At 72.1% G+C, this 25008-nt stretch carries 27 protein-coding genes, 1 tRNA gene and 1 pseudogene; 10 read left to right on the plus strand and 19 right to left on the minus strand.

Annotated features, from left to right (window positions below; genetic code table 11):
• Nucleotides 1-39: 39 nt before the first annotated feature.
• The 4 genes from ACHZ99_RS03815 to ACHZ99_RS03830 form a co-directional block, all read right to left on the minus strand.
• A complete protein-coding gene (locus ACHZ99_RS03815; protein WP_420302861.1) occupies nucleotides 40-1032 on the minus strand; it encodes an MvdC/MvdD family ATP grasp protein in 993 nt (330 codons plus the stop codon).
• Nucleotides 1029-1271 carry a putative ATP-grasp-modified RiPP gene (tgmA, locus tag ACHZ99_RS03820; RefSeq protein ID WP_420302862.1) on the minus strand — a complete coding sequence of 81 codons (243 nt, stop codon included), beginning with the start codon at nucleotides 1269-1271 and terminating at the stop codon, nucleotides 1029-1031. Before tgmA ends, ACHZ99_RS03815 begins: the two co-directional genes overlap by 4 nt.
• A 469-nt stretch (nucleotides 1272-1740) precedes the next feature.
• On the minus strand, nucleotides 1741-2154 hold the full coding sequence (locus ACHZ99_RS03825) for a recombinase family protein (protein WP_420302863.1): 414 nt from the start codon (nucleotides 2152-2154) through the stop codon (nucleotides 1741-1743).
• A gap of 502 nt (nucleotides 2155-2656) precedes the next feature.
• A complete protein-coding gene (locus ACHZ99_RS03830; protein ID WP_420302864.1) occupies nucleotides 2657-3871 on the minus strand; it encodes a helix-turn-helix domain-containing protein in 1215 nt (404 codons plus the stop codon).
• A 128-nt stretch (nucleotides 3872-3999) separates the two neighbouring features.
• Here ACHZ99_RS03830 and ACHZ99_RS03835 point away from each other — a divergent pair, with 128 nt between their 5' ends.
• Nucleotides 4000-4686: an HAD family hydrolase gene (locus tag ACHZ99_RS03835; RefSeq protein ID WP_420302865.1), complete on the plus strand. Its 687-nt coding sequence runs from the start codon at nucleotides 4000-4002 to the stop codon at nucleotides 4684-4686.
• 390 nt (nucleotides 4687-5076) lie between these two features.
• Here the strand turns inward: ACHZ99_RS03835 and ACHZ99_RS03840 are convergent, their stop codons facing one another.
• The 5 genes from ACHZ99_RS03840 to ACHZ99_RS03860 are packed head-to-tail and all read right to left on the minus strand — an operon-like array spanning nucleotide 5077 to nucleotide 8526.
• A complete protein-coding gene (locus ACHZ99_RS03840; RefSeq protein WP_420302866.1) occupies nucleotides 5077-5559 on the minus strand; it encodes an NUDIX hydrolase in 483 nt (160 codons plus the stop codon).
• A gap of 19 nt (nucleotides 5560-5578) precedes the next feature.
• A complete protein-coding gene (locus ACHZ99_RS03845; RefSeq protein ID WP_420302867.1) occupies nucleotides 5579-6373 on the minus strand; it encodes an STM4013/SEN3800 family hydrolase in 795 nt (264 codons plus the stop codon).
• Complete coding sequence (locus tag ACHZ99_RS03850) at nucleotides 6370-6876, minus strand: hypothetical protein (protein ID WP_420302868.1); 507 nt, start codon at nucleotides 6874-6876, stop codon at nucleotides 6370-6372. The genes ACHZ99_RS03845 and ACHZ99_RS03850 overlap by 4 nt, the downstream gene beginning before the upstream one ends.
• Nucleotides 6869-7504 carry a dTMP kinase gene (locus ACHZ99_RS03855; protein WP_420302869.1) on the minus strand — a complete coding sequence of 212 codons (636 nt, stop codon included), beginning with the start codon at nucleotides 7502-7504 and terminating at the stop codon, nucleotides 6869-6871. The genes ACHZ99_RS03850 and ACHZ99_RS03855 overlap by 8 nt, the downstream gene beginning before the upstream one ends.
• The gene (locus ACHZ99_RS03860; protein ID WP_420302870.1) at nucleotides 7501-8526 is read right to left on the minus strand and encodes a radical SAM protein; all 1026 of its coding nucleotides are present in this window, start codon (nucleotides 8524-8526) and stop codon (nucleotides 7501-7503) included. The genes ACHZ99_RS03855 and ACHZ99_RS03860 overlap by 4 nt, the downstream gene beginning before the upstream one ends.
• A 223-nt stretch (nucleotides 8527-8749) precedes the next feature.
• On the opposite strand from ACHZ99_RS03860, the gene ACHZ99_RS03865 reads away from it, so the two are divergent.
• The 4 genes and pseudogenes from ACHZ99_RS03865 to ACHZ99_RS03880 all read left to right on the plus strand — a co-directional run.
• On the plus strand, nucleotides 8750-10075 hold the full coding sequence (locus ACHZ99_RS03865; protein WP_420302871.1) for a tetratricopeptide repeat protein: 1326 nt from the start codon (nucleotides 8750-8752) through the stop codon (nucleotides 10073-10075).
• Between the two features lie 30 nt (nucleotides 10076-10105).
• Nucleotides 10106-10570, plus strand: coding sequence for an NUDIX hydrolase (locus tag ACHZ99_RS03870; RefSeq protein WP_420302872.1), 465 nt, complete (start codon nucleotides 10106-10108; stop codon nucleotides 10568-10570).
• Between the two features lie 235 nt (nucleotides 10571-10805).
• Complete coding sequence (locus ACHZ99_RS03875) at nucleotides 10806-10943, plus strand: hypothetical protein (RefSeq protein WP_420303209.1); 138 nt, start codon at nucleotides 10806-10808, stop codon at nucleotides 10941-10943.
• A pseudogene (locus ACHZ99_RS03880) lies at nucleotides 10928-11130 on the plus strand (dTDP-4-dehydrorhamnose reductase); the annotation flags it as partial. The gene ACHZ99_RS03875 and the pseudogene ACHZ99_RS03880, both read left to right, overlap by 16 nt.
• Nucleotides 11131-11240: 110 nt before the next feature.
• Here ACHZ99_RS03880 and ACHZ99_RS03885 read toward each other — a convergent pair.
• The gene (locus tag ACHZ99_RS03885; protein WP_420302873.1) at nucleotides 11241-11798 is read right to left on the minus strand and encodes a GNAT family N-acetyltransferase; all 558 of its coding nucleotides are present in this window, start codon (nucleotides 11796-11798) and stop codon (nucleotides 11241-11243) included.
• Nucleotides 11799-12063: 265 nt separating this feature from the next.
• Here ACHZ99_RS03885 and ACHZ99_RS03890 point away from each other — a divergent pair, with 265 nt between their 5' ends.
• Nucleotides 12064-12288, plus strand: a complete 225-nt coding sequence (locus ACHZ99_RS03890) for a hypothetical protein (RefSeq protein ID WP_420302874.1) — start codon at nucleotides 12064-12066, stop codon at nucleotides 12286-12288.
• A gap of 94 nt (nucleotides 12289-12382) precedes the next feature.
• On the opposite strand, the gene ACHZ99_RS03895 is transcribed toward ACHZ99_RS03890, so the two are convergent.
• Nucleotides 12383-12454, minus strand: a tRNA-Val gene (locus tag ACHZ99_RS03895).
• Nucleotides 12455-12594: 140 nt separating this feature from the next.
• Between ACHZ99_RS03895 and ACHZ99_RS03900 the strand changes: the two genes are divergently transcribed.
• The 3 genes from ACHZ99_RS03900 (at nucleotide 12595) to ACHZ99_RS03910 (ending at nucleotide 14844) form a co-directional block, all read left to right on the plus strand.
• Nucleotides 12595-13866, plus strand: a complete 1272-nt coding sequence (locus ACHZ99_RS03900) for a hypothetical protein (protein WP_420302875.1) — start codon at nucleotides 12595-12597, stop codon at nucleotides 13864-13866.
• Nucleotides 13867-13913: 47 nt separating this feature from the next.
• Complete coding sequence (locus tag ACHZ99_RS03905) at nucleotides 13914-14132, plus strand: FmdB family zinc ribbon protein (protein ID WP_420302876.1); 219 nt, start codon at nucleotides 13914-13916, stop codon at nucleotides 14130-14132.
• A 100-nt stretch (nucleotides 14133-14232) separates the two neighbouring features.
• The gene (locus ACHZ99_RS03910) at nucleotides 14233-14844 is read left to right on the plus strand and encodes a DUF4383 domain-containing protein (protein WP_420302877.1); all 612 of its coding nucleotides are present in this window, start codon (nucleotides 14233-14235) and stop codon (nucleotides 14842-14844) included.
• Here the strand turns inward: ACHZ99_RS03910 and ACHZ99_RS03915 are convergent.
• Genes ACHZ99_RS03915 through ACHZ99_RS03930 form a run of 4 tightly spaced genes read right to left on the minus strand, consistent with a single transcriptional unit; the run spans nucleotide 14822 to nucleotide 20431 of the window.
• On the minus strand, nucleotides 14822-15499 hold the full coding sequence (locus ACHZ99_RS03915) for an O-methyltransferase (protein WP_420302878.1): 678 nt from the start codon (nucleotides 15497-15499) through the stop codon (nucleotides 14822-14824). The genes ACHZ99_RS03910 and ACHZ99_RS03915 overlap by 23 nt on opposite strands.
• Complete coding sequence (locus ACHZ99_RS03920) at nucleotides 15496-16299, minus strand: HAD family hydrolase (RefSeq protein WP_420302879.1); 804 nt, start codon at nucleotides 16297-16299, stop codon at nucleotides 15496-15498. Before ACHZ99_RS03920 ends, ACHZ99_RS03915 begins: the two co-directional genes overlap by 4 nt.
• Nucleotides 16296-19244: a phosphoribosyltransferase gene (locus ACHZ99_RS03925; RefSeq protein ID WP_420302880.1), complete on the minus strand. Its 2949-nt coding sequence runs from the start codon at nucleotides 19242-19244 to the stop codon at nucleotides 16296-16298. Before ACHZ99_RS03925 ends, ACHZ99_RS03920 begins: the two co-directional genes overlap by 4 nt.
• Nucleotides 19244-20431, minus strand: a complete 1188-nt coding sequence (locus ACHZ99_RS03930) for an HpcH/HpaI aldolase/citrate lyase family protein (protein WP_420302881.1) — start codon at nucleotides 20429-20431, stop codon at nucleotides 19244-19246. The genes ACHZ99_RS03925 and ACHZ99_RS03930 overlap by 1 nt, the downstream gene beginning before the upstream one ends.
• Before the next feature lie 168 nt (nucleotides 20432-20599).
• Here ACHZ99_RS03930 and ACHZ99_RS03935 point away from each other — a divergent pair, with 168 nt between their 5' ends.
• Nucleotides 20600-21373: a TerD family protein gene (locus ACHZ99_RS03935; RefSeq protein ID WP_420302882.1), complete on the plus strand. Its 774-nt coding sequence runs from the start codon at nucleotides 20600-20602 to the stop codon at nucleotides 21371-21373.
• Between the two features lie 45 nt (nucleotides 21374-21418).
• Here ACHZ99_RS03935 and ACHZ99_RS03940 read toward each other — a convergent pair whose 3' ends face one another.
• From ACHZ99_RS03940 to ACHZ99_RS03955, 4 genes are all read right to left on the minus strand, one after another.
• Nucleotides 21419-22153, minus strand: a complete 735-nt coding sequence (locus ACHZ99_RS03940) for a TerD family protein (RefSeq protein WP_420302883.1) — start codon at nucleotides 22151-22153, stop codon at nucleotides 21419-21421.
• Between the two features lie 96 nt (nucleotides 22154-22249).
• On the minus strand, nucleotides 22250-23407 hold the full coding sequence (locus tag ACHZ99_RS03945) for a DUF475 domain-containing protein (protein WP_420302884.1): 1158 nt from the start codon (nucleotides 23405-23407) through the stop codon (nucleotides 22250-22252).
• Between the two features lie 246 nt (nucleotides 23408-23653).
• Complete coding sequence (locus ACHZ99_RS03950; RefSeq protein ID WP_420302885.1) at nucleotides 23654-24139, minus strand: peroxiredoxin; 486 nt, start codon at nucleotides 24137-24139, stop codon at nucleotides 23654-23656.
• 142 nt (nucleotides 24140-24281) lie between these two features.
• Nucleotides 24282-24722 carry a DUF3052 domain-containing protein gene (locus ACHZ99_RS03955; protein ID WP_420302886.1) on the minus strand — a complete coding sequence of 147 codons (441 nt, stop codon included), beginning with the start codon at nucleotides 24720-24722 and terminating at the stop codon, nucleotides 24282-24284.
• Nucleotides 24723-25008 lie beyond the last annotated feature (286 nt).

Below are 25008 nucleotides of genomic sequence, written 5' to 3' on the forward strand. Positions count from 1 at the left end.
GGCCGTATGCAAATGACGGCCAGGGGACGGGAGTCAGTCCTAGGTGCGCCCGGCGGCCAGCATGCGGGCGAGTGACGCGGCGATGGTCAGCCGTGGCAGTTCGCATTGCAGCCAGTCGTGCTGGCCAGCCGGATTCAGGTCCACCAGCCACCAGCAGCCGTCCCCGTCGACCAAGAGATCCAAAGCGGCGTAGACGAGGTGGTAATGGTCCATCAGCCCACGTACGCCTGCCCGTACTGCCTCGGGCACCGAGGTGTAGCTGTAGGTCAGGGCCGCGTAGTCGGCACGGAAGTCCGCGCGCGCGGCCGGGCTGTGTGCGTCAATTCGCGCCGCGTGCATCTGGTGACCGACGACGACGAGACGAACCTCGTGGTCCTTGATGATGGTGTGCTGTAGCTGATGTGCGGCCAGGGTGAGGGAGTCATCGAGCTGGGATGCTTCGACCGGGGTGGTGAGCAGTTCCCGGTGCATGCCGTCTGGGTGGGTGATCCTCGGGCTTTCCAGGGACTTGAGTGAGACCCCTGTTGAGTTCTTGGCGAAGAAGCGTGCACCGCTGAGATGGTTGCCGATCCAGGTGGGCGGAACCGCCAGGCCGCAGTGTTGGGCGACGGTCAGCACGTGGGGTTTTCGCTGCGCAGACCGGGAATCACGAGGGTGGTTGACGTGCAGGCAGTCCAGCGAGCCGAGCACCCCGGTCAGCGCAACGGTCGATTCGCGGCCTACCCAGTCGGCGTCCGCGCGCTGAAGACCTTCGGGTGCACCGGCGGGCTTCGGGTGCCACCAGTAGATCGCCCCGATCTCCTCCAGCCGGACCTCGCGCCCGTGTGCGTGCAGCGTGCCGTGCCAGCCGGTGTGGTCGAGCGTGGCGTCGAGCTGGACGTGCTGGGGGAAGTCGGCGAGGTCGAAGCGGATCACCGGCACGTTCATCTTGGCTAGGTGCAGGATGACCCGGTCAGCTGTCACGTCGCCTTGGGTGGTGATCACGCAGACCGGGCGGGCCCGCCCGGTCTGCGTGAGGTCGCTCTGTTTCACCACAGGTCTTGGGACTCCGACTCGTTGGGCACGCCGATATCTTCGTTGGGCCTGCTGGTCATGGTGATGGCGCTGGTGGTCTCGGTCTGCGGGGTGCCGTCGGGCATCACGCTGACCTGACGGTCCCGGTCGTACACGACTGCCACGGCACCGCGCGCGGGCGGGGTGGCGGGCGGGTTCCTTGTGACCGAGAGCTGGAGCGCCAGGGGCGCCGGTGTCGGCGATGCGGTCAGGTACACGATGAATCCTCCAATTGCCTGCGACTGCCTGAGGCGGAGCTGCGTCTGTTGATCAAGCGGGCGCGCCCGGGGTGCCCCGGCCGCGTTCGGGGGAGACCACGGCCGGGGCTGATGGGGACCGCCCGCCGTGCCGGCGGCGGACGTCTACGCCCGCCCGCGGGGTCTGGGCGGGCGGCCGCGCCCGGGGGCTCCATGTCGCCGCCCCGCCCCGGACGCGCGAGTTCAGTGGGCGGGGTGTCTGCGGATGAGGACGTGGATGGGGAGGAACACGGGCGGCGAGGGGGAGGTGCGGCGGGTCATGATCATCCCCGTTTCCTGGCGCACGGCGGGCAGATCATCCCGTACCGGCCGAACGGCCGCAGATCGGTTTTCCTGCCGCAGGCGCAGCGTGTGCCGCGCCGCCGCTCCGGTACGGGCTCGGGGAGCCGGTCGCTGTCCGGTACGGGCTTCTCGGGCCCCGCGCCGGCGCTCACGGCCGCCCCCGCAACGCCACCACCGCGGCGGCAATGTCCCGATCGGGGTCGCGGTCCATCTCCCCCGCGGTGGTGGCGCAGTACCCGCGGGCCTGCCGTACGGCGCGGCACAGGACCGCGCGGCGCTCGGGGTCCCGGCTGATGCGCTCCCACGAGTCGACCAGGCAGACCGCGGGTGCGGCGGCCTGCCGCATCGCGAGGGCGAGAGCAGCCCACTGGGGCCGCGGTGCGTCCGTCAGCGCATGGTCCCCGCGGTCCACCCACGTGCCCGCGACCGTCCACCCCTTCGCCGCGGCGTACCGGCGGCACCGGTCTGTCCGCTCGTCGAGGGCGGCGGTCGCCGTCGTGGCGTGCCGGTCGTAGATGAACGCCAGCGTGCGCGTGTCCGGGACCTCATCACGCTCGCTCAAGGCTGCCTCCCTCGTGAGCGCGGGTCTCGGTCGGCTCGCTTGGGACGACGGCGCGCGGTGGGATCACGCGTAGCAGCTCGCGGCGCAGGTCCGCTGTTCTCGTGCACCGCCGACCGCGGCTGGGGGCGATGAGCCAGTACGGGCCCGGTGGTGCCTCGCGATGCGAGGCCGGAAGCACGACGTGTGTCGCCAGGCTGAGCGCCGTCGTCAGCGGTACGTCCCATCCTGCGGTGGACTGAGGCGGAACGAGGAAGTAAAGCACCGGCGGAGCCGAGGCCGGATCAACGGCAACCGCACCCGGGCGGGTCAGCTTGTCGAGGGCGAAGAGCCCCGCATACCGGGGAACCTTGATCGCGTCCCACTCGACGCCTGCCGCGACGATGCTCGTGCATCCCGGCCCCGGTGTCACCGCTGCTCTGTGAAGACTGCGCATGGGGCAGACCGTATGAGCAGGCCGCGGTACGGACCCGAACTCCTGGTTCGGGTGAACTGCCGGTTCGGGTCAGGGCAGGAAGCCGAGCCGCTCGGCGAGCGCAGTCACCTGGCGCTGGTAGGTCGGCCGAACGCGCCGCTGCAGACCGATGATCATGTCGCGGGCGAGCAGGCTGCGCTGCAAGTCCTCTGGCGCCAGTTGCTCCAGGTCAAGGAGATGCACCAGTACGGAGGCGTCCTCCCGGCGGAGGTCGTAGCAGCGGGCGACGTCAAGGCCGAAGGTGAACCTCCTCTCGCGGGACGGCATGAGAGAGGTGTCGACCTGATCGGCGAGCCGCAAGCCATCGGCCGCTTCACCGGCCAGCATCTCGATGCTCAGGGCATGCAGGCCCACATTGGTGGGGCCGAAGACGGTCCACATCGGATTGCCTTCACCAGTTCGGTCTGCGAGCGGCGCGGCCTTGTCCTCCAGGCGCTGGCGGGCGTTCCACCATCGTTGCTGCATGGCATCGGCGACAACGGCGACGAGTTCCAGCGCGCCGCGCATCGCCGCGGCCTCGTCTGTTGCCGGTCCCTGCCGGAGTTCCTCGGCCGCATGCAGCGCGACTTCTTGGGCCTCATCAGCCGCGCCTGGCTGTGAGAGCAGCACGTGCCCCAGGTTCCACTGAGCGGCCGCGATGCGAATGGGGTCGTCGGCGTCCTCGGCAGCGCGGATGGCCCGGTCGGCGACCATCAGCGCGAGATCGAGCCGACCGTTGCGGCGGCAGTATGAGCGCAGCAGTCCGTACAAGTCCGCTGCGGTCCGCAGGACGTCGCGACGAGCGGCAGCGTCGTTGCCGGCGCGGTGGACGCGCGCGGCGTGCTCGACGTCGGCGACCAGCTCGGGTAAGACCTTGTCCGCCTCGGTGAAGCGTTCACGGCTGTCCTGCCACAACCGCCATGCGTCCTCAACTCGCTCGCGGAGCACGGCAGGTGACAGAGGCGGGCTGCTACGTGGCGGCCCGTAGCCCATCAGGGCCGCGGCCACGGATGGGCCCGCCGTCCCCGGGTTCGTGTTCTCCGACGCTGGCACACTCTCGTCGAGGAGGGCAGAGACCGGGACGCCGAGTTCAGTGGCTAGCCGGCCCAGGAGTTCAGTCGACGGAGTCTTCTTACCAGTCTCGATCAGCGACAGGTAGCGCTCGGTGATACCACACAGGCCAGCGATCACCGTCTGCTTGCGGTTGCCGTTCTTGCGCCGGTAGTAGCGGACAAGCTCACCGATCGCAGGGCCCGGCTTGTCCACGGCCCTCACCTCCCACCGCCAGCTTCGCGTCGGCACCAGCGGATGACGGCGGTTTGATTCCCCGTCCGTGGCGCCTCAACCCGTGAGATGTTGAGCCAGGCAGGCTACCGCAGTTTGAGGAGGCGCCCATGGCGCGGCTGGTCCTGTGGGACATCGACCACACCCTGATCGACACAGGCGGTGTCGGTCGTGAGCTGTCCGCTGCCGCGTTCCACGAGGTCACCGGCCAGGCGATGGAGAGACAGGCTAAGGTCGACGGCATCACCGAGTCGGTCATCTTCCGCGAGACCGCACGCCTGCACGGCCTTACCACCGATCGACGCACCTTTGAGCGCTTCGCACACGCACTCACCGAGCAGCACCTGAAGCGGGCCGGCGATCTACGCGAGCGGGGCCACGCGCTCGTCGGCGCTGCCACGGCCCTTGACGCCCTCGCCGCGGATCCCGCGCTGACGCAGTCGGTCGTGACGGGCAACGTGCGCGCGGTCGCCAAGATCAAGTTGCAGGTCTTCGGCCTGGACCGGCACATCCGTTGGGACTGCGGCGCGTACGGGGAGGAGCACGACGAGCGCGCCGACCTCGTCGGCCTGGCCCTGGAACGCGCCGACACAGCGGCCGCGGATGCGGTGCTGATCGGAGACACGCCGGCCGATGTCGGTGCCGGGAACCAGCAGGGTGTCCGGGTGCTCGCGGTGGCATCCGGCCGCAGCAACGAGGAGGAGCTGCGCCGGGCTGGGGCCGACATCGTGCTGTCGAGCCTGGAGGACTCGCGCCTCCTGGTGAAGCTGGTTCATGGGCGTGACGACGCAACCTGACACACTCGAACAGGTGAGCGAAGCCGCCGAGACGCGCCCCTGCCGCCCGGAGATGGGTCGACCACCGCGGGTCCGGATCTGCACCGCCCAGCCGGTCGACAGCAGCGGCGCACACGGAGCTGGCGGACACACCAGGACGGGTGAGGCTCCTCGTGCAGCGGACGTAAGCTCGAACTCATGCGCGACGCTGTGGAGGTTCCGCCGTGGCGCCCGGAGATGGGGCGCCCACCTACCCGCCTCGCGGCGCGCCGCAACTCCGGGTCCGTGTCGACGGCGCATGGCGGCACGCGCAGGGCTCCCGGCAGCCGATCTTGGCGGCGGTATCCAGACCTTCGGACGCACCTATCTGTGGGACCGCCGTACGATGATCGTCCTCCCCTCGGCGTGAGGTCAGATGCGGCCATCAGGGTTCAGTCCCGGGGGCGGCGACTCATGCAGGGTGGCCCGCTCGGCGAGGAGGAGCGCGAGCGGGCCGCCCTGGAGCAGAAACCGCCCGTCGCGGACGGCTTGCAGGGCAGCGTGCATAGGCCACCACATCAGCTTGAAGTCCGCTTCGCTCGGGGTGAGCTGCTGCGGGCCGCGGGTGAGGTCTTCGGCCAGGAAGAGGTCGACACGTGCCGTGTCGGCGAGGGTGATGGCGTACGAGCCGAGGTGTCGCCAGGTGGCGGCGGTGACGCCGGCCTCCTCACGCAGCTCGCGCCGCGCGCACTCCTCTGCCATCTCCGCATCCTCCCGGCGCCCGCCGGGCAGGAACAGGTACTCGCCTCCGTGCCGGGGGAACCGTGAGGTCAGCACGGCGATCTCGCCGGTGGTGTCTCGGGCCACGATGACGGAGGCGTCGCGCCGCGCTCCCGGGGCGGGTGGTGTGGTCATGGCCCGGGAGCGTAGCGGTCTATGGGGACAGAAATGCGGCGAACGGCACGTTGAGCACGGTGGGGTGGGCGATGCCACGGCCGTAGTAGCCGTCCTCGCCGAAGGCGTCGCCGTGGTCGGCGCACATGATGATCAGCCATCTCTCCTTGCTGGTGAGTCCATCGATGAGGCAGCCGAGGTGGCCGTCGGTGTAGGCGAGTGCGGCGGCCTGGGATGGCCAGGAGTCGTCACTGTCGCCGGTGTAGTGGCCGTGCGGCACGTGGGTGGCGCTGATGTTGACGAAGAGGAACAGCGGTCGGCGGGCGTGCTGCTCGGCGACGGTGAGGGCGTAGTCGACCTGGTGGCGTGTGGAGTCCGGCTCCGGTGAGCAGAACTCGCGTCGCCAGTGGTCCTCGTGGAACAGGTCGGGCAGGACCGACCCGAGGGGGGTCTCGCGCGAGAAGTAGGTGGTGCCGCCGATGCACACGGTGCGGTAGCCGTGCTGCGCGAGACCGGTCAGGAGATTCGGGGCGTCGAAGACGAACGTGCTCGGGTCGGGGGTCTTGAAGGCGGGCGGGCGGCATTCCCACAGGCGCGGCGGTTGCGTGGGCTGCGGGAGCTTGGGCAGGAAGCCGGAGAAGAAAGCCATGTGCGCGGGCAGCGTGAAGGTGCCCGGCGTGCGTCGTCCCTCCCATGTCCCGCCCGGGAGGATCTTGGCCAGGCGGGGGGTCTGGCCAGCGTGCAGGGCGGCGCGGGCGACGTCGTAGCGCAGGGAGTCAAGTGTGATGAACAGGATGTTGGTGCCGCTGCGGATGACGGCGGTGGCGTCGATCATGGTGTCTCCAGCAGGTCGCGGCGGTCGGTGATGCGGCCCTTGGCCTGGTCGTTGACGGGGATCGGCACCTGGTCCCTGGCGATCTTGTTGCGCACCGCGGCCCAGCCGGTTTCCTCCGTTACCGGCTGGCCGCCGGCGTCGTACAGGCGGATGGTGACGGTCCACCAGCCGTCGGCGTCGGCGGCGGCGGTGGTGGTCAGCAGCGCGCCGGGGATGCCACCGAGGGCCGCCATGGCGTGCAGGAGTTGCGCCTCGTCGGCGGCGCCGAGGTCGGCGACGTGGCAGCGGTAGTGCTGGGCGTTGATTGCCCCGCGGCAGAACCGGTCATGGAACACCGCCGTCGTGGGGTGTCCGTCGTGGGCCACGGCCATCTGCCGGGCGCTGCTGACCACGACGTAGCAGGCGGCGATCCACCAGGCCACGCCCTCGTGGATCTCACCAGGAAACGTGCCGGCGGCGCGGTCGTCCCGGATGACGGCGCCGGTGTCGATCGGGCTAAGCACGATCCCCCTCCAGGCGCTTGACGATGATGTCGACCAGCTCGTCCGGGCTGAGGTCGTCGGTGGGGAGCGCGACTGCGCTGGGGTCCTCGGCGGCTGCGGCCTGGAAGTTGTCCCGGAGGCGGGCCAGGCGGCCGGGAACGTCGAACAGGTCGGTGTCGTGCTGCTTCACGTCCGTCTTGGCGCCCATCCGGACCTTCAGCGAGCTGTCGGAGCCGGTCAGGTAGAACGTGGCGTCCGGCGTGGCGAGGTAGCCCCGGAAGGGGTCGATCAGCTCCTGCACTTGGTCCAGCTCTACGCGGTTGATGGCGGCGTGGCAGGCCACGACCGAGGAGGCGTACCGGTCGGCAACCACCGGGCCTTCGGCCAGGGCCCGGCGGACGACGTCGGAGACGTGTAGGAGACCGGAGAGGTAGAAGGCAAACTGCGGCAGCGGCCGAAGCCGGCGGTTGATCGCCTCGAAGCAGTCGGTGTGCGGGTCGGTGAGGGTGTGCACGGACGTGCCGCTAAGCCGTACGGCCAGCAGCCGGGCCAGCGTCGACTTCCCGACCCCGGAGACACCCTCCAGGACGACGAACGGGCCCCGGCGTTCGGCTTCCTCGGGCGCGTAGGGGGCACACCGCGGGGTCACAGGGTGCCCTCGGTGAAGGCGGAGACGTGTTCGGCCACGGCCGCGGGGATCGTTTCGGGGGCGGCCAGGAGCGTGCGGACGTCCATCCGTAAGTCCTCGCGCAGCAGGCAGGGCTGGATGCCGCCGGCGTGGTCCAGACGCAGAGCCCAGAAGCCCTCGATGCACTTGGCCCGCAGAGGGCAGGTGCCGCACTGACCGACGTGGTGGCGCCCAAGTTCGCGGTGGATGACGTCGATCTCGATGCCGTCGACGCGGAAGATCCTCCGCCCCTGGCCGACCCCGGAAACCTCGGTGTCCTCGTCCCGGGTCAGGGTGCGCAAGTGGTCGATGATGCCCTGGGCGCCGATGGCGGAGGACTTGCGGTCGGCGTTGAAGTCGGTGTCGACCAGCTCGATGAACTGCACCGGCAGCCGGCGCTCCAGCGCGAAGGCGAGGATGTCGTGCAGCTCGTGGGCGTTCTCGCGCTGAACCAACGTGTTCAGCTCCACCTGCTCGCACACCTCGCGGGCAGCCTCGATGCCGTCCAGGACGGTCGCGAGGGGGGACCGGGTCTGGGCGATGGCCCGGAAGGATTCGTCGGAGAAGTAGTGCAGCGACACCTTCACCTTGTCCAGGCCAGTGGTCGCCAGCCAGTCCTGGTGGCGGCGGACCAGCATCCCGTTGGTGATGAGCGTGTAGGACACGTCCGGCGCGCGCACCGGGAGCCGCGTGAGCACGGGCTGCGCCAGCGGCGACGCGAGCGGCTCTCCCCCGGTGAAGTACACCCGCTTGAGCCCTGCGCCGATCAGCTCGCGCAGGACGTTGACGTAGTCGTCGGCGGCCAGTTCCCGGGATCGCGGCTCGGCGTCGCGGTTCAGGTGGGTGAAGGGCGGCGGCACATCGCCCTCGTTGTGACAGAACCAGCACTTCAGGTTACACACGGGGGTCAGCGAGACTCGCAACTGTCCGCGCAGAGTGGCGAAGTTGCGCAGCGCGGTCCAGTCCACCGCAGTCGCTGAGGTCGTTGGGACCGGAAGGGTCATGACCTGCTCCTTCGTTCGCCTCGTACGGCTCGCCAGCGTGGGTGATGCGCTCCGAGCGGGGGCCGGGCCGGGGAGGCAGGAACGTCCCCGCCCGGAGCACGCTATGGGGGATGCGAGGGGCATCTCGGCGGCGTGAAATCCACTCAACGGCATGACACGGAAGGCCACGAGGACCCACGATGTAACCCCGTGTAGTCCTCTGTAACCCAGGGGGGCAGTGGTCATGGCGACGGAGCCGCTGGCGTACCTGATCCGCCAGGCGTGCGAGGAACGCGGCTGGGGCCCCACGAAGCTCGCCAGGGAACTCGGCATAGCGGCTGGCCGCGGGCCGCAGGGCATGGCGCGCCAGTACGCCCGCAAGCTGCTCGCCGGGGAGCGGGCGCCGGGCGAATTGTGGATGCCAGCCGTCACCCGCGTCCTGGGGATCACCCCTCCGGACGACCTTTCCCGCGGACCAGAAACCCCGCCCGTGGATACCGTGGCCTCCGTACTGGCCCTGGGGAGGAGCGACGTGGACCGTCGGAAGTTCCTGACCAACTCAACGGGTGCCGCCCTGCCCTTCCTCGGCGTTCCCGACCCCGACGCAATCACCCGACGCGTCCGCGACGCCCCTGTCTCCGCCGTCCGCGTCGGCCAGGGCGAGGTGCAGGCGATCAAGACCATGGTCAAGACCTTCGGCGACGCCGCCGCAGAATACGGCGGCGGCCACATCCGCGGCATCGCCCGCAGCTACCTCATAGAGAACGTCGGGCCATGGCTGAACGGCCGCACCGCGGAAGGCACCAGGCGCGCCCTGCATGCCGCCACCAGCCAGCTCACGCACCTCCTCGGCTGGATGTCCCAGGACGAGGGCGACGACCCGGGCCACCAGCAACTCGCCCGCGACTACTACGCGCACTCCTGGAGGCTCGCCGACGAGGCCGGCGAGCCCGAACTTGCTGCAACCGCCCTGCGGGGACTCACCGTCCAGGCCATCGGCCTGGGCCCGCGGCACCGGGCCGAAGCCGTCGCCCTTGCCGAGCGCACCATGACCTACGCCAAGAACCTCAGCGACCCGCGCGCCCGCGCCTACTACGAATCCACCCTCGCCGAGGCCGCCGCCCTCGACGGCGACCACGCAATCGCCACCAGGGCCCTGTCCGCCTCCCAGACCTACATCGAGCGCACAGCCGGCGCCCCGCCCGGCGAGTCGTGGGCGAGCCACTTCTCCATCGGCCGGTGGGCCTACGCATCCGGCATGATCCTCGCCAGGATGGGTGACCTCACCGCCGCCCAGGACAACCTGCACCAGGCGCTCGACGCCTACGGCCTGGACCGCCGCCGCACCCGCGCGAGCGTCCTCGGCAACCTCGGCGAGATCCACATGCGGCGCGGCGACTTCGACGGCGCCCTGGAAATCTGGACCCAGTTCCTGGACTGCGCCGACGGAGTCCAGAGCATCAAAATCCGCGACGCAGCCGAGGACATGCGCGTACGACTCGCCCGACATCAGCACGACCCCACTGCACGCGAGCTATCGGAGCGCGCCGCCGTGCTGCTCACCGCTTGATCAGCACTGCCGCCACCACAAGGACCTGCTGTGATCGCACCAGCCACACCCGTTGACGCCGCCCTGCATCAGGCGCTCACCGCCGACGCCGACGCCGACGGCATCACCAAGCACGTCGTCGGCGCCGTCCTGGCGGACTCAGCCGGCCGTGTCCTGCTCCTGCACAGGGCCGCCGACGACTTCCTCGGAGGGCTGTGGGAGCTGCCCTCCGGCGGAGTCGAACCCGGTGAAACCCTCCTCGACGCCCTGGACCGGGAAGTGACAGAGGAGACCGGCATGACCCTCACCAGCGTCAGCAGCTACCTGGGGCACTTCGACTACACCTCCGGCTCGGGCCGACCCACCCGGCAGTTCAACTTCGCCGCCGTCGCTGCGGGCTCGGAAGTACGACTCACCGAGCACGAGACCTACCAGTGGGCCGACGCGGCGGGCTGGCGCAGGACCTCCGAAGCTGTGCAGGCGGTCTTGGCCGCCTGGCACCAGCACATCATCTGACCAGGATGGGAGACGCGCGTACGCCCCCGCCCGGTGTGTCGACCAGGAGGCGGGGGCGTACAGACGGGCGTACAGACCAGAGTTACTCCGCCGGTTCGTATTCAACGATCAGGTCCGGGCACTCCCCCAGCGCGCTCCAGGAGCGCATTCCGCTCTCCGGCCCGCTGACAACTCCCCCTGGAAACCGGCCAAGAGCCTCGCACCTCCCGACGCCCGGCATAGTGTGTGTCGGGCTATGACGACGTTGATCATCATCGGCGCCAGCGGCTTCCTGGGCGGAGCCCTCGCACGGCAGGCGGCGGCCGCCGGGCACACCGTCACCGGCACCTTCACGACGGCCCCCGGGCCTATCCCGGAGGCCCGGATGCGGTGAGCCGACACGAACTCGGCCTCTTGATCGCCGACCGCGACGGCCTCGACCCCACAACGCTCCCTTCGGCCCGCCGCGCCGACAGCGGCGCTTCCGGAGCACAGGACATCCGCCTGGACAGCACCACCCAGCGCGCCTCCGCAGCAGGCTCCGTGGAGCACGCGAGTTCCTGTCCCGGGCAGCGGCGTAGGCGAAGGCTTGCGTCAGCACGGCCACCCTGCCGGTGTGGCACCGTCCCGAGGACTCCGCCCTTGCCGATGCCGAGAAAGTGTCAAGAGTTGTGGACTGAGTCGTTGACGGCTACACCTGCTCCCATTCGGTCCGGGTGAGTTCGTACTCGACTTCACCGTGCTCGGAGCCCTCGATCGCCTCCGGCCAGTCCCCGGTGAAGTTCCGGACGAACAACAGGCCCGACTTCTCCATGACGCGGCGGGAACGGGTGTTGACGGCCATCGCGTTCGCTGTGACCCGCTCGACCTCCAGGTCCGTGAACCCCTTGCGGATCAGGGCCTGGGATCCCTCGGTGGCATAGCCGTGCCCCCATGCCGCCTGGTTCAAGCGGTAGCCGAGTTCGACCACGGCGGGGCTGTGCTCGTCCAGCGGCCGGAACTCGAACCAGCCCAGAAAGGTGCCGGTGGTCTTCTCCTGCGCGGCCCAGTAGCCGCGGGTCTCCCAGCAGGGGTAGTCATGCAGGAGTCGCGGCAGGACCCTCGTCTTGATGGTCTCGCGGCTGGTGGGGCGGCCTCCGTTGATGAAGCGCATGACCTCGGGGTCGTTGTCCAGGGCGAGTAGGTGGTCGGTGTCGGCCGTCGTGAACGCGCGCAGGACGAGCCGGTCGGTCTCCAGGAAGTTGGACATGTCGCGATCTTCACCGCGGGCTGGCGAGTCTGCCACCGGTCTCCGGCCGACGGATGTCGGAGGTGATCACGCCGCGCGGTCGGCGGATCGCTCGATGAGGATGCCCCACCCATACGTCTTCGTCGGACGCAACGGCGGGTGGCACAGGCGTGGGAGCTTCGGCACCCGGCATCTGCGGCCCGCAGCGGACGGCCGTCCGGCGGTCACCAGGACGCGCGGCCGGGCTGCGGCGCAGGAGTGGCCGGCGATCCTTCCCGGCTTCGCGATGAGGGCGGCACGGGGCACAGCAGACACGTGGATGAAGGAGGGCGGCGTCGACCGGGCGCTGCGGTATGAGGTGGAGGTGATGGGGTGGGCGACGGACGACATCGAAGGCGTCTACGAGAGGGTGACGCCGGCGATGCGCAAGCACCGCCCGGGGCAGCTGCGGGAGCGTTGGGTGCGGGCCCGCCGTGGCACCCGGTGGGCTCCTCTGCGGAAGCGGAGTTGAGCCCGTTCAGGATCGGCTCCCGTTTCGCTCCCGGGTGATGTGGAAAGAGCCCCGCACCTGACTCGGTGCGGGGCTCCGTCGCTGGTCGGACGGGTGGGCGCGGACGGGGTCGAACCGCCGACATCTGCCTTGTAAGGGCAGCGCTCTACCGCTGAGCTACGCGCCCGGGCGCGTGGACAGCGTACCGTGCCCCGGGGACGGCGATCGACAGCCGGGGGGCGCGGGGATCGTCGCGGGCCGTGTGTTCGTTCAGCCCTGGTGGGACAATGACCCTCCAGGGGAGCGCAGGGCACGGAAAGGGGTCTCGTGGCATTCGGCGGAGGCGTAGGCGGCACCCGGCGGTGGGGCTGGGGAGACCGGGGTGACGGGGCGCGGGCCGAGGCGCAGGCGGCCAAGGACGCCGCGGCGACCGCGTTCTACGAGCTGGACACCGCGCAGCGTGATCTGCGCATCTCCGTGGAGACGATCGCCGCCGTCGACGATTCCCCTGCCGCCCGCAAGGCGACGTCCGACTTCGCCGCCCTGGGGCAGCGGATCGACGAGGTCAGTCACACGTACATCACCGCGGTCGACTCCTACGACCTGGACCGCGACGACCTCGACCAGGGCACCGCCTCCCGGGCGCGGCACGAGCTCCAGCAGGCCACCAACGGCCTGGAGAAGGTCCGCTCCGACCTCAACCACTTCGCCCACGGCCTCGGCCCTCTCCTCGACCAGGCCGAGAGTCAGCTCGCCCGCCTCGCGCCGGCCGTGGAGCGGGCCCGGCAGGCGCTGCTGGCGGCGACGACGGCGCTGGACGAGGTGCGGGGGAAGGGGTATCAGGCCGACGATCTGGCCGCGCGGCTCGCCCGGCTCGGGCCGGAGCTGACGAAGCTCAACGAGGGTGCCGGCCGGCACGGCGTGCAGGAGACCATCCACCGCGCCGTCGGCGTGCAGCGCGACGCGGAGGCGCTGCGCAGCGAGGCGGAGCAGCTGCCGCGGCGGGCCGAGGAGATCGACCGGCGGCTCGTCAGCCTGCGGACCCGCGCGGAGGCTCTCGCCACCCGCGCCGACGGGGTCAAGCCCGTGCTCAGCGAGCTGCGCCGGCGGTTCGCGCTGGCCTGCTGGCGGGATCTGCAGGAGGTGCCGGACCGGGCCGCGCAGGCGGTCGTGGAGGCGGAGCGGAAGATCGCCGACGCGGGGGTCGCCCGCCGCGAGCAGCGCTGGCCGGACGCGACGGCGCTGCTGACGAGCGTACGGGCGCTGCTGAACCAGACCGACGAGGCCGTGGACGCCGCCCGCGACCGGCTCCACCGCCTCGACGAGGTGGAGAAGGACCGCACCTCGGAGGTGAACCGCACCCGCTTCGCCATCCGTGACGCGCAGCGGCTCGCGATGGCCGGCCGGGACCGCCCCGACCCCCGGCACGCGGGGCCGCTGGACGCGGCGGTCGAGCGCGTGGACCGGGCGGAGGCGGCCCTCACGGGGCGGCACCCGGACTACTGGCACTTCCTCGGGGAGCTGGAGGCGGTCCGCGAGAGCGTCGCCGAGGTGGTCCAGGCGATCCGGGCCGACCGCGGGAGCGGCGCCGGGCGCTGACCGGCGGTCGGGACGGGTGCCGGGGCCGCGGCGATATGCTGTGCGCCATGCCGCGATACGAGTACCGCTGCCGGTCCTGCGGGACGACCTTCGAGGTCAGCCGCCCCATGGCCGAGTCCTCCGCCCCCGCGGACTGCCCGCGGGGCCACGACGACACCGTCAAGCTGCTCTCCACCGTGGCCGTCGGCGGCTCCGCCGCCGGCGCGCCCGCCCCGCAGGCCGGCGGGGGCGGGGGCGGGTGCTGCGGCGGCGGGTGCTGTGCGTAGCCGGGTGGCGCCGTAGCGTACGGTACGCGACGGGCGACTTGCCCCGGTATGCGGCCCGGGCGGATCCTGGGTTACGGCACCGCCGTTAGGAGGTCGCGCCATGACTCACCCGCATGTCATGGAGTCCCTACCGCATCCCCTGGCCGAACCGCCCAAGGGCGAGGTACCCGGCAGCCGCGACGCCCTCAAGGAGCGCGTCAACGTCGGGCACCCCGCCCGGCAGCACACGAAGCTCGACGAGCACCTGCCCGTCGACCACCACCTCAGCAACGTCTACCGCGCGGGCGCGGGCCTCGTCGGGCTCTTCCTGCTGGTCTTCGGCGTCCTCGGCCTCTTCAACCGGGTCTGGTTCTTCGACACCGGAGGCGACGAGACCCTCGGCCTGAACACCAACGGCGCGCTGAGCACCCTGTCGATCGCCGTCGGGGCGCTGCTGCTCTACGGCATGGTCCGCGGCGGCAACTTCGCCTCCACGCTCAACATGGTCCTCGGCGTGCTCTTCGTCCTCAGCGGCTTCGTCAACCTGGCTCTGCTGGAGACGAGCTGGAACTTCCTCGCCTTCCAGATGGAGAACGTGCTGTTCAGCTTTGTGGTGGGGCTGGTCCTGGCGACGTTCGGCATGTACGGGCGCGTCAGCAGCCGGCTGCCGTACGACAACCCGTACTACCGCACCCGCAACCCCGAGGAGGTTAGCGGCGCCGCGCCACGGTGAGGCCGTCGGCGACCGTCAGCAGCACCGAGTCCATCCGGGCGTCCGCGGCCACGTGGTCGTTGAACGCCCGGATCGCCGTGGCCCCGCCCGTCGCGGCCGGGTCGACGACCCGGCCGTGGAACAGGACGTTGTCCACGACGATCAGCCCGCCCTGCCGCATCCGCGGCACCAGCTCCTCCCAGTACCCGATGTAGCCCTGCTTGTCCGCGTCCAGGTACGCCAGGTCGATGTGCGGCTCCGCCGGCATGGCGCGCAGCGACTCCAGCGCCGGGCCGAGGCGCAGCTCCACCCGGTCCGCGACGCCGCCCTTCTCCCACGCCTCGCGCGCGTACGCCGTCCACTCCTCCGACACGTCCAGCGCCACCAGCGTCCCGTCCGCCGGCAGCGCCCGCGCCATCGACAGCGACGAGAAGCCGGTGAAGGTGCCCACCTCCACCACGTGCCGGGCGCCGGCCAGCCGCACCAGGAACGCCAGCAGCGGGCCCTGCTCCTGCGCGGACTGCATGCTCGCCGCGTCGGGGAAGCGGGTGTGCGTCAGCTCGACGAGGTCGCGCTGCACGGCGTCCAGCGGCGGGTTGTGGTCCAGCACGTACCGGTACAGGTCCGCTGTCTGCTCGGGGCGCTTGTCCCGGCCCGCGGGAGAGGGAGTGGTCATGGAAGGCATCCTGCCATCTGCCGCAGTATCCGCTCTCCCGCGGCCACACCGCTCTCGGCGAGCGCGGTGACGTGCGGCGCCGTCCAGCCGCGCGCGGCGAGTTCGCCGTGGCCGGGGCGCCAGGCGCGGTCGGCGGCGAGGAGGAGGTCGGTGTCGAGGAGGGAGTCGCCGGCGGCCAGGACGGGTCCCGTGCCGCCGGACCGCCGTACGACCTCCGCGACCGCCGCGCTCTTCGTCAGCGGGCGCGGCACCGCGTACACCTTGCGGCCCTGCGCGGACACGGACCACCCGCGGCCCGCCGCCCACTCCCCCAGCTCCTTCAGCCACTCCTCCGGCACCGCCGCCCGGTCCACCACCAGGTACGCGAAGAGGTCCTCGGCGGTACGGAGCTTGCGCAGCCAGGCCGGGTCCGCCGCGCGCTCCAGGTGCGCGCGGACCTCCGTCAGCGGCGCGCTCCCGGCCGCCAGCTCGCGCCCCACCCGGGCCCGCCAGCCGGGGTCGGCCTCGCCGTCGACGAGGAGGTGGCCGCCGTTGGCGCAGATCGCGTAGCGGGGCGGGGGGCCGGGGAGGCGGACGCGGGCGTACTGCTCGCGGGTGCGGGTCGTCACCGGTACGAAGCGGGCCCGGGCGGCGAGGTCGGCGAGCAGCGCGGCGGCGGTCTCGGTCATGAAGGACAGCGGCCTGCCCTCGTAGACCTCCACGCACAGCAGGCGGGGGGCGGCGGCGTCGGGCATGTCGAGGTCGAGGGCGGCCGGGGAGTAGATGAGGGTGCGGTCGAGGTCGCTGGCGACGATGGTCATCGGGCGGGCTTTCCGGAGGTGTCGGCGGCGGTCGCGTCGGCGCGGGTCACGTCGGGGGCGGTCGCCGCGCGGGTCGCGTCGGGGGCGGTCGCCTCGGGGGCCGCCGCGTCGGCGGAGGCCGTCGCCGCCGTGCCGTCGGCGCCCGTCGCGCCGCGCGTGTACCGGGGGTGGATCAGCCCCACGCAGGTGTACGGCAGGTCGTCCGTCTCCTCCACCGGCACCCCCCGCTGCTCCGCGAGCAGCCGCACGTGGTCCAGGTCCGCACCCGCCCCGCGCCGGGCCAGCACGCGCCACGGCACCCGGCGCAGCAGCACCCGCGTCGTCTCGCCGACGCCGGGCTTGACGAGGTTCACGTCCCCGATCCCGTACGCCTCGCTGATCCGCTCCACCGCGGCCCACCCCGCCCACGTCGGCTCGCGCTCCGGCGCCCCGGCGGGCATCGGGCGGACGCCGGCGGGGTCGGGGAAGCGGGCGGCGACGGCGTCGAGGAAGTGGCCGGAGAGGTCGTCGTCGGCGAGGTCGCGGTAGAACTTCGCGCCGTGGAAGTCGGCGGGGCCGACGAGGTCGGCGCGGAGCACGGTACGGGATATGAGGCCCGAGACCGTGGAGTTGAGGCAGGCTGAGGGGACGAGGAAGTCGTCGCGGGTGCCGTACGTGTCCACGCAGCGGCCCGGGTCGGCGAGGACGGCGAGCCGGGGGTCGAAGGCGGGGAAGTCGCGGAGCGCGGCGGCCAGTTCGCGGGCGATGGCGCCCTTGCCGGTCCAGCCGTCGACGAAGACGACGTCGGCGGGGTCGTGGTGGGCGGCGAGCCAGCGCAGGGCGGCCGTGTCGATGCCGCGGCCGCGGACGATGGAGACGGCGTAGTGGGGGACGTCGAGGCCGCGGGCGCGGCGGGCCCAGCGGCGCATCAGGATGCCGACGGGGGTGCCGGCGCGGGCGAGCGAGACGAGGACGGGGGCGGGCGACCGCTCGGCGAGCACGGTCTCGGTGACCGTGGCGACGGCGTGGGCGATGCGCTCGGCGGTGGCGTCGAGGGCGGAGTGGAAGAGGCGTACGTAGCCGGGGCTGGGCTGGTACTCGACGGGCAGCGACTCGGCGTAGTGCGCGCCGCCGCGCTGGATGGCCTCCTCGCGCTCCTCGGTGGGGGCTTCGAGGGCGACGGCCGAGAGGTCCTGGAGGAGCCAGCCGACGTCGTCGGGGGCGTAGGAGGAGAAGCCGGGCCCGCGGAGGGGCCCGGCGGTGTGCGGCACGTACGAGGGGATCACGGCGAGGAGCACCTGGGGGGTGTGCGGGGCGAGCGCGTCGAGCAGCCCGCCGGGGGCGTGCAGTGCGGGGGTGTCGCCGACGGAGTCGGTGACGGCGACGACGGCGTCGTAGGGGTGGTCTCCGGTGATGTTGTAGGCGTACCGGGTGCCGTCGGGGGAGTCGGGCGGGGTGTCGTGGGCGGGGAAGGTGAGGCGGCTGCGGATGGCGTAGCCGGGGTGGTCGACGGGGAGGACGGGTGAGCGGGTGGTGGAGGAGAAGCGGATGTCGGCGCCGGGGAGGAGGTCTTCGAGGGCGGTGGCGAGGCGGAGGGGGGCGTACATGAGCTCTTCGGTGCCGAGTACGAGCACGCGGGGCCGCCGCGCGGAGCCGGCGGTGCGGGCGGTCCCGGTCGTGTCGGCGGCGCCGGTCGTGACGGCGGCGCCGGTCGTGACGGCGGCGCCGGTCGTGACGGCGGTCCCGGTCGTGACGGCGGTCCCGGTGTCGGCGGGGAGGTCGAGGGAGTCGGCGATACGGACGGCCATGCCCGGCAGGGCGGCGTCGAGCCGCCGCCGGTGGCCGGCGGTGAACCCGTGCCGCCCGCCGTCGGGCAGCCCGGCGGGCCACCGCAGCGCGACGCGGCGTACGGGGACGGGGGGTGTTCCCCGGCCCCGCCCCTTCCCGGAACCCAGGGGCTCCGCCCCCGAGCCCCCCGAGCCGCCGCGCGCGGCCCCGGCCTCCGCCGGGGCCCCGGCGCCCGGCACCCCCCGACGCCCGCCCACCCGACCGCCGAAGGCGTCGGCGGCCGAGGCGCCGCGGCCCGCCGTACGCTCCGCGGCACCGCCGTGGCGCGCACCCGGCAACACACCCCCCACCGAACCCGCCACACCTGCACCAGCCGACCCACCCGGCGAAGTCGCCCCCGCCGCGCCCGCCGCAGGCGGCTCGTGCCGCGCCACCAGCTCCGCGCCCCGGCTCAGCACATCCGCCGGCAGCCGCACCCGTCCCGACGTCAGCGACACCACGTCCACCCGCGTGCCCAGCTCCGCCGCCGCCTTCTCCAGCGCCCGGCGGTCGTCCTCCGACCGCATGTCCGTCAGCGCCGCCACCACGTACCGCCCCCGCGGACGCGCCCCGTGCAGCGCCGCGATCGTGTTCCGCAGCGTCCGCCCCGTCGACAGCTCGTCGTCCACCAGCACCAGCGGCCCGTCGCCCGTCAGCAGCCCCGGGTCGGACGGCAGCAGCAGGTGCTCCGTCGCGTGGCTGTGCTCCTCCTCGAAGCCCCCCGCCCGCGACACTCCCGCCACCGGCCGGCGCGTGGAGTGCAGGTACGCCGCCGCCCCCACGCCGTCCGCGACGCAGTGGCCCAGGCCGGTCGCCGTCTCGGCGTAGCCGAGGACCACCGCGCGGGCGGCGGCCTCCGGGCCCAGCAGGTCCCGGGCCAGCCGGCCCAGCCGCAGGCCCGCGCCGTGGATGCGGGACGGGCGCTGCGGGACGTGCTTGCCGAGCACCGTGGAGACGAGGAGGTGCGCCCGGCGCGGGTTGCGGCGCAGCGCCAGGCCCACCAGGTCGCGCAGCTCCGCCGGGCCCGACAGCTCGACCCCGAGCCGGCTCTCCACCCACTCCCCGGACCAGGGCGCGTCCCCGCCCCCGGGCCGGGTCGCGCGGTCCGCGCCCGCCGGGCTCGTCCCACCGGCCCCCATCAGTCCTCCCCCCGGCCCGCGGCCGCCGTGAGCAGCTCCACGAACGTCGTCTCCTCGCGCGCCACCCCGAACGCCCGCGCCCGCCGCAGTGTCCGCTCCGCCCACGCCCGGTGCGGCTTCGCCTCGTTCATCTTGTTCGTGTACGCCGACCGCATCACACCGCCTCCGGCGCCGTCCTTGCGCAGGATGTCCGTCGCGTCCACGTACTCCTCGTGGCTCACCACCGACAGCGCGTGCACCGGCGCCACATGGCTCGGGTGGATGCACGTCTTGCCCTGGAGCCCGTTCGCGCGGTCGAGCGAGGTCTCCCGCAGCAGCCCGTCCAGGTCGTGTTCGATCAGCGCGGCCCGCAGCTCCTCCGCCCGTCCCGCGGCGAACGGGCTGCTGCGCAGCTGCGGCTTGAACAATCGTTCCTGCTGGCGGAAGTACTCCCACACCGGCCCCGTGACCGTGAAGCCGCTCCCGTCCGCCCGCCCGAAGACGTTCACCACGTCCCCGATCGCCGCCGCCACCAGCTGCACGTCGTACGCCGTCATGTCCGGCGAGCGCCGCAGCCCGTACGCCGCGCAGAAGTCCGTGACCCCGAGCCGCACCGCCAGCACCCGCTCGCGGTACTGGTCCAGCACCTGCGCGATGCCCCGCAGCGCCGTCTGCCGCGACTCCAGGTGCAGCACCTCCGGCGACTCCACCACCGGCATCGCGTACAGCCGCCGCCCGGCGGGCACCACCAGCTGCTCCGCCTTGATCACCGCTTCCAGGAACGCCGTCCCGTGCACGGCCGTGAACTTCGGCAGCACGAACCCCGACAGCAGCCGTGCCGCCGGGCCGAGGCGGGCGACGAGGTCGGGGATCTGCCCGGCCTCGCGGGTGCGCACGAACAGCAGCGGCAGGGCCCCGCCGGGGGCCTGCCGCTCCAGCTCGCGGAGCTGCCGGACGACGTTGACCTCCGCCTCGGGCACCTCGTCGTCCGCTATGGAGTCCTCCAGGCACACCACCATCGACACCACCCCGCGCGCCGCCTGCGCGCGGATGTCGCGGGCCAGGTGCGGGCGGGTGGCGGGGCTGTAGAGGGTCGCGCCGAGGGCCGTGGCCAGCTCGGCGGCCGGGGCGTCGGCGGTGAACTCGGCCGGCTCGCGGTGGAACAGCCCGGCTCGCACGTCCGGGGAGACGTGCCCGAAGTGGCGCATGCGGTGCTCCCTGGGGTTGTCGCGGCCAGGCCGGTGCCGGCCGGTACGGGTGGGCGGGAGGGTGGGGAATCGTCGTGACCCGGTAGGTAGGGACGTCCGGGGGCCCTCCACCGTTCCCCGATCGCCCCGCGTTGTGGCCGCCGCGGGCGAGAGGGCAGGATAGCCTGCATGACGCACGCCATGGCGCAGGGATCCGACATGTCCGTATCCGTCGCCGCAATACGGGCGGTGCTGCGCTGGACCCCGGGAGCCGGCGTGCCGGACGTCGACGCGTGCGTCATCCTCCTCGACGACAAGGGGCGCGTACGCTCCGACGCCGACTTCGTCTTCTACAACCAGCCCCGGCACCCCTCCGGGCTCGCCCGCAAGCTGCCGAAGAAGCGGCAGGGCGAGGGGCTGACGGACTCCGTCGAGGCGCAGCTGGCCCGGCAGGACCCGTCGGTGGACCGGATGGTGCTGGTGGCCGCCGCGGACGGCGGGAGCCTCGCGGGGGTACGGAACCTGCGCGTCGAGCTGCACGACGCGGCGCGCGCCGGCGGGGGCGACGCGGCGGTCGGGGAGCCGTTCGCGTACGTGGACGTGCAGCCGGACGGCGGCGCGTCGTCGGCGCTGGTCTGCGGGGAGCTGCGGCGGGCCGGCGGCGGCTGGCAGTTCCGGGCGGTCTCGAAGGGGTACCCCACGGGGCTGGTCGGCGTGGCCGGCGAGTTCGGCATCTCGGTGGACGAGACGGACACCGGGCACCACCCGACGCCCGAGCCCGGGCCCGACCCGGCCTCCGGCGGGCAGCCGGCCCCGGCCTCCGGCGGGCAGGGCGCACCGGCGGGCCAGAGCGCCCCGAGCGGCCGCGGCGCGCCGGCCGGGCAGCCCGCGCCCCCGGTCGCGTACGGCTACCCCCCGGCCTTCACGCTCCCGCCCCAGGGCCCCCAGTTCATCGGCCGCTGACCGGCCCCGGCCCGGACCGGTCCGGCCGGTCCGGCTGGTCCGGCGTCATGTCTTCGTCTTGAACCCGCGGCCCCACACCAGCCCCCACCCGTACAGCCGGTCCAGCTCCGACTGGAACCCGTACACGTACCGCACCTCGCGGTGCACCGTCAGCTCGCCCTTCCGGTTCTCGATCAGCAGCACCGCGCACGACCGCGCCTCCGGCGCGCGCTCGTCGAGTTCGATCTCGACCCGCGGCCCGCTGGACGGGTAGAGCGTGACGACGGCCTGGGTGCGGTCGAACGCGGGCGTGCCGTCGTAGATGTAGACGAAGACGAGCAGCCGCCGGAAGGAGTCCTTGTGGTCGAGGTTGACGTAGACCGTCTCGCCCGACCCGGAGCCGAACCGGTCGTCGCCGCTGAGCTTGATGTACGGCGCGTCGTTGATGTCGCCGAGGAAGTTGCCGAGCGGCTGGACCACGCCCTTGGTGCCGTCGGCCAGCTCGTACATGCACGCCAGGTCGAGGTCGACGTTGACGACGGCCGGTCCCTGGGCCTGCACCACCTCCGGCCGGAAGAGCCGGGCCGGGTGCAGCAGCGACCAGCCGCCCTTGCGGGTGCGGCCGCCGATGTCCGAGGTGCGCATCCGCCAGGAGAGGTTGATGCGCAGGTTGCCGGTGTCGGACCCCTGTTTGGTCAGTGACAGCACCGGCCTGCGCTTGGTCAGCTGCACCGAGTACGACGCGCCCGCGCTGTCGAACTGCGGCACTCCCTCCCGCCGCCAGTTGCCCCAGAACGACACCTCGCACCCCCACCTCGACGCAGGAAACCCCTCGCGGCCCGGCCGGTACGACCGGGCCCCGAGGGGAATCCTTCCGCATCGGGCCCCGCGCGGAACCTACACGCGCGAGGGAAGCTCCTTTTCGGCCGGTTCGTCGTCCCCGTCGTCGCCGCCCCCGCCTTCGGCGGCGATGCGGCGGTTGCGGCGGAGCGACGAGTAGAACGAGGCGGCGATGAGCGCGACGCCGATGAGTCCGGTGATGACCTCGTGGATGTGCCACTTGATGGTGATCAGCAGGATCGTGGCCAGGGCGCCGATCGCGTAGTGCGCGCCGTGCTCCAGGTACACGTAGTCGTCGAGGGTGCCCTGGCGGACCAGGTACACGGTGAGCGACCGGACGTACATCGCGCCGATGCCGAGGCCGAGCGCCATCCAGAAGATGTGGTTGGTGATGGCGAAGGCGCCGATGACGCCGTCGAACGAGAACGACGCGTCCAGCACCTCCAGGTAGAGGAACATGAAGAACGCGGCCTTGCCGGCGAGCCCCACGGCGCTCGGCTGCTGGCCGGAGCGCTTCGCCGCCTCCTCCGCCTCGTGTTCCCGTTCCTCCTCCTCTTCGAGCTTGTCCTCGAAGTGCCCGGAGAGTCCGCCGACGATGAGGTACGTGATGAGGCCGGCGATGCCGGCGGACATGACCGTCCCCGATTTGTCCACATGGGCCCCGCCGTGCTGGATCGCGCTGGTCGCGATGGTCATCGCGGTGGTCAGCAGCACGATGAGGGCGATGCACACGGAGATCGCGTCGATCCGGCCGACGCGCGAGAGCGGCTTCTCGATGAACGGGATCCACTTGTGCTCCCGCTCGTCGAAGAGGAACTCCAGGAAGATCATCAGCAGGAACATCCCGCCGAACGCGGCGATCGACGGGTGCGCGTCGGTGACGAGCTGCTCGTACTGGTCGGGGTCGTCCATCGCCAGCTCGACGGCTTCGATGGGCCCGACCTTGGCGGTGATCGCGACGATCACCACCGGGAAGACGAGGCGCATGCCGAAGACGGCGATGAGGATGCCGATCGTGAGGAAGATCTTCTGCCAGAAGGCATTCATCTTCTTCAGTACGCCGGCGTTGACGACCGCGTTGTCGAAGGAGAGCGAGATCTCCAGGATGGAGAGGATCGCCACCAGGACGAACGCCTCCCACCCCCAGAAGATCGCGGCACAGGCAAGGCCTGCGGCGGTCACGCCGAAGGACCAGCCGAAGGTTCTCAGCACCACTGGCAGTCGTCCATTCTCATCGTTGGTCGGTCCGTCCCGGCGGCACGGCACGGGCTTCCGTCACCGTACCCGCACGGTTCCCCCGGACCCGGCACGTGCGCCGTTCCCCCATCCTCCCCGGCGGTGTCAAGCCCCCGCACTTCCAGGGTGCGGAAGCGTCGGGCGCCGCGCCGCTGCCGGATAGTGCAGCATTCCGGCCACCGCCGTCCACCCCTACGGGCCCCGCCGGAGCCCCGCCCGGGTCCGTCAGGCGGGCGCGAGGCCCTTCAGCGCCGCCACGTACTCGTTGAGGTCACGGGCGTCCGGCAGGTCGTTGACGACCGTCCAGCGCACGGTGCCGCCGCTGTCGATGACGAAGGTGCCGCGCACCGCGCAGCCCTTCTCCTCGTCGAAGACGCCGTACGCCCGGGCGGTGGCGCCGTGCGGCCAGAAGTCGCTGAGCAGCGGGTAGCCGAAGCCCTCCCGGTCGGCGAAGACGCGCAGGGCGAACGGCGTGTCGCAGGAGACGGCGAGCAGCTGCACGTCGTCGTTGACGAACTCCGGCAGCCGGTCGCGCAGCGCGCACAACTCGCCCGTGCACACGCCGGTGAAGGCGTACGGGAAGAAGAGCAGGACCACCGCCTTCCCGCCGCGGTGATCCGAGAGCCGCACGGTCTGCCCGTGCTCGTCGCGCAGCGCGAAGTCCGGGGCCGCGGCGCCGGCCGCCAGCCCCTCGATCCCGTCCAGTGCCATGTACGTGACCTCCGGTCGTCGGGGGTACGAACCCGTCCCGGGTCACGAGACTACGGCCGGGGCGCCCGCGCCCCGCCCCCGGGCACCGGAGCGACGGGGTCCCGGCGCGAACGGCCGGGGCCCCCGGCGCCCCGGCGGCGGGTCAGCGCTTGGTCGTGCGGGCCCCCTTCGGGGTCACCAGCCGGCTGCCGCTCCAGTCCTTGCCGGCGTTGATGCTCTTGGTCTGGGCCAGACCCGCGGTCTGGGCCGCCTCGCCGATGTCGCTGGGCTCGACGTAGCCGTCACGGCCGGTCTTGGGCGTCATGAGCCAGACCGGGGCGCCTTCGTCGATCATGGTGGTGGCGTCCACCAGCGCATCCGTCAGATCGCCGTCGTCCTCGCGGAACCAGAGCACGACGGCGTCCGCGACGTCGTCGTAGTCCTCGTCGACGAGGTTCTGCCCGGTGATCGATTCGATGGCCTCGCGAAGCTCCTGATCGGTGTCGTCGTCGTAACCGATCTCCTGGACCACCTCTCCGGCCTGGAAACCCAGCCGGGTGGCGGGGTTGGTCCGCTCCTCCGCGTGGTCCGCGGTCGCGCTCACGGATTGCCTCCTGCTCGTGTGCCTGTGTCTTCCGATGTCATCTGAAATCAGCATCACACCCGCGCGCACGCGAGGCGATGGGCGTAGTCCACACGTGCCGGGCGAATCGCGCAAGTACCCGGCGGCCGATCCCGCCCTATGGGGGGCACCCCGGGGACCAGGGGGCGCAGTCGCCCGGTTCGCCTGCGGGTACGCTGGCGATCAGTCCGTACGGCCCCTCCACGGCCGCGTCGGCGGAAGGAATACAGGGTTACCAAACAGTAGAGATGACGTGGCCGCAACCGCG

It is taken from the genome of Streptomyces sp. MAR4 CNX-425 (assembly GCF_048656465.1).
Taxonomy (GTDB): domain Bacteria; phylum Actinomycetota; class Actinomycetes; order Streptomycetales; family Streptomycetaceae; genus Streptomyces.

Excerpts from the sequence above, each read along its gene's own strand:
- ACHZ99_RS03835 (WP_420302865.1), top strand. The coding sequence starts at position 4,000 with ATGGCGCGGCTGGTCCTGTGGGACATCGACCACACCCTGATCGACACA.
- ACHZ99_RS03840 (WP_420302866.1), bottom strand. The coding sequence starts at position 5,559 with ATGACCACACCACCCGCCCCGGGAGCGCGGCGCGACGCCTCCGTCATC.
- ACHZ99_RS03845 (WP_420302867.1), bottom strand. The coding sequence starts at position 6,373 with ATGATCGACGCCACCGCCGTCATCCGCAGCGGCACCAACATCCTGTTC.
- ACHZ99_RS03860 (WP_420302870.1), bottom strand. The coding sequence starts at position 8,526 with ATGACCCTTCCGGTCCCAACGACCTCAGCGACTGCGGTGGACTGGACC.
- ACHZ99_RS03865 (WP_420302871.1), top strand. The coding sequence starts at position 8,750 with ATGGCGACGGAGCCGCTGGCGTACCTGATCCGCCAGGCGTGCGAGGAA.
- ACHZ99_RS03875 (WP_420303209.1), top strand. The coding sequence starts at position 10,806 with ATGACGACGTTGATCATCATCGGCGCCAGCGGCTTCCTGGGCGGAGCC.
- ACHZ99_RS03885 (WP_420302873.1), bottom strand. The coding sequence starts at position 11,798 with ATGTCCAACTTCCTGGAGACCGACCGGCTCGTCCTGCGCGCGTTCACG.
- ACHZ99_RS03890 (WP_420302874.1), top strand. The coding sequence starts at position 12,064 with ATGAGGGCGGCACGGGGCACAGCAGACACGTGGATGAAGGAGGGCGGC.
- ACHZ99_RS03905 (WP_420302876.1), top strand. The coding sequence starts at position 13,914 with ATGCCGCGATACGAGTACCGCTGCCGGTCCTGCGGGACGACCTTCGAG.
- ACHZ99_RS03910 (WP_420302877.1), top strand. The coding sequence starts at position 14,233 with ATGACTCACCCGCATGTCATGGAGTCCCTACCGCATCCCCTGGCCGAA.
- ACHZ99_RS03915 (WP_420302878.1), bottom strand. The coding sequence starts at position 15,499 with ATGACCACTCCCTCTCCCGCGGGCCGGGACAAGCGCCCCGAGCAGACA.
- ACHZ99_RS03920 (WP_420302879.1), bottom strand. The coding sequence starts at position 16,299 with ATGACCATCGTCGCCAGCGACCTCGACCGCACCCTCATCTACTCCCCG.
- ACHZ99_RS03925 (WP_420302880.1), bottom strand. The coding sequence starts at position 19,244 with ATGGGGGCCGGTGGGACGAGCCCGGCGGGCGCGGACCGCGCGACCCGG.
- ACHZ99_RS03930 (WP_420302881.1), bottom strand. The coding sequence starts at position 20,431 with ATGCGCCACTTCGGGCACGTCTCCCCGGACGTGCGAGCCGGGCTGTTC.
- ACHZ99_RS03935 (WP_420302882.1), top strand. The coding sequence starts at position 20,600 with ATGACGCACGCCATGGCGCAGGGATCCGACATGTCCGTATCCGTCGCC.
- ACHZ99_RS03950 (WP_420302885.1), bottom strand. The coding sequence starts at position 24,139 with ATGGCACTGGACGGGATCGAGGGGCTGGCGGCCGGCGCCGCGGCCCCG.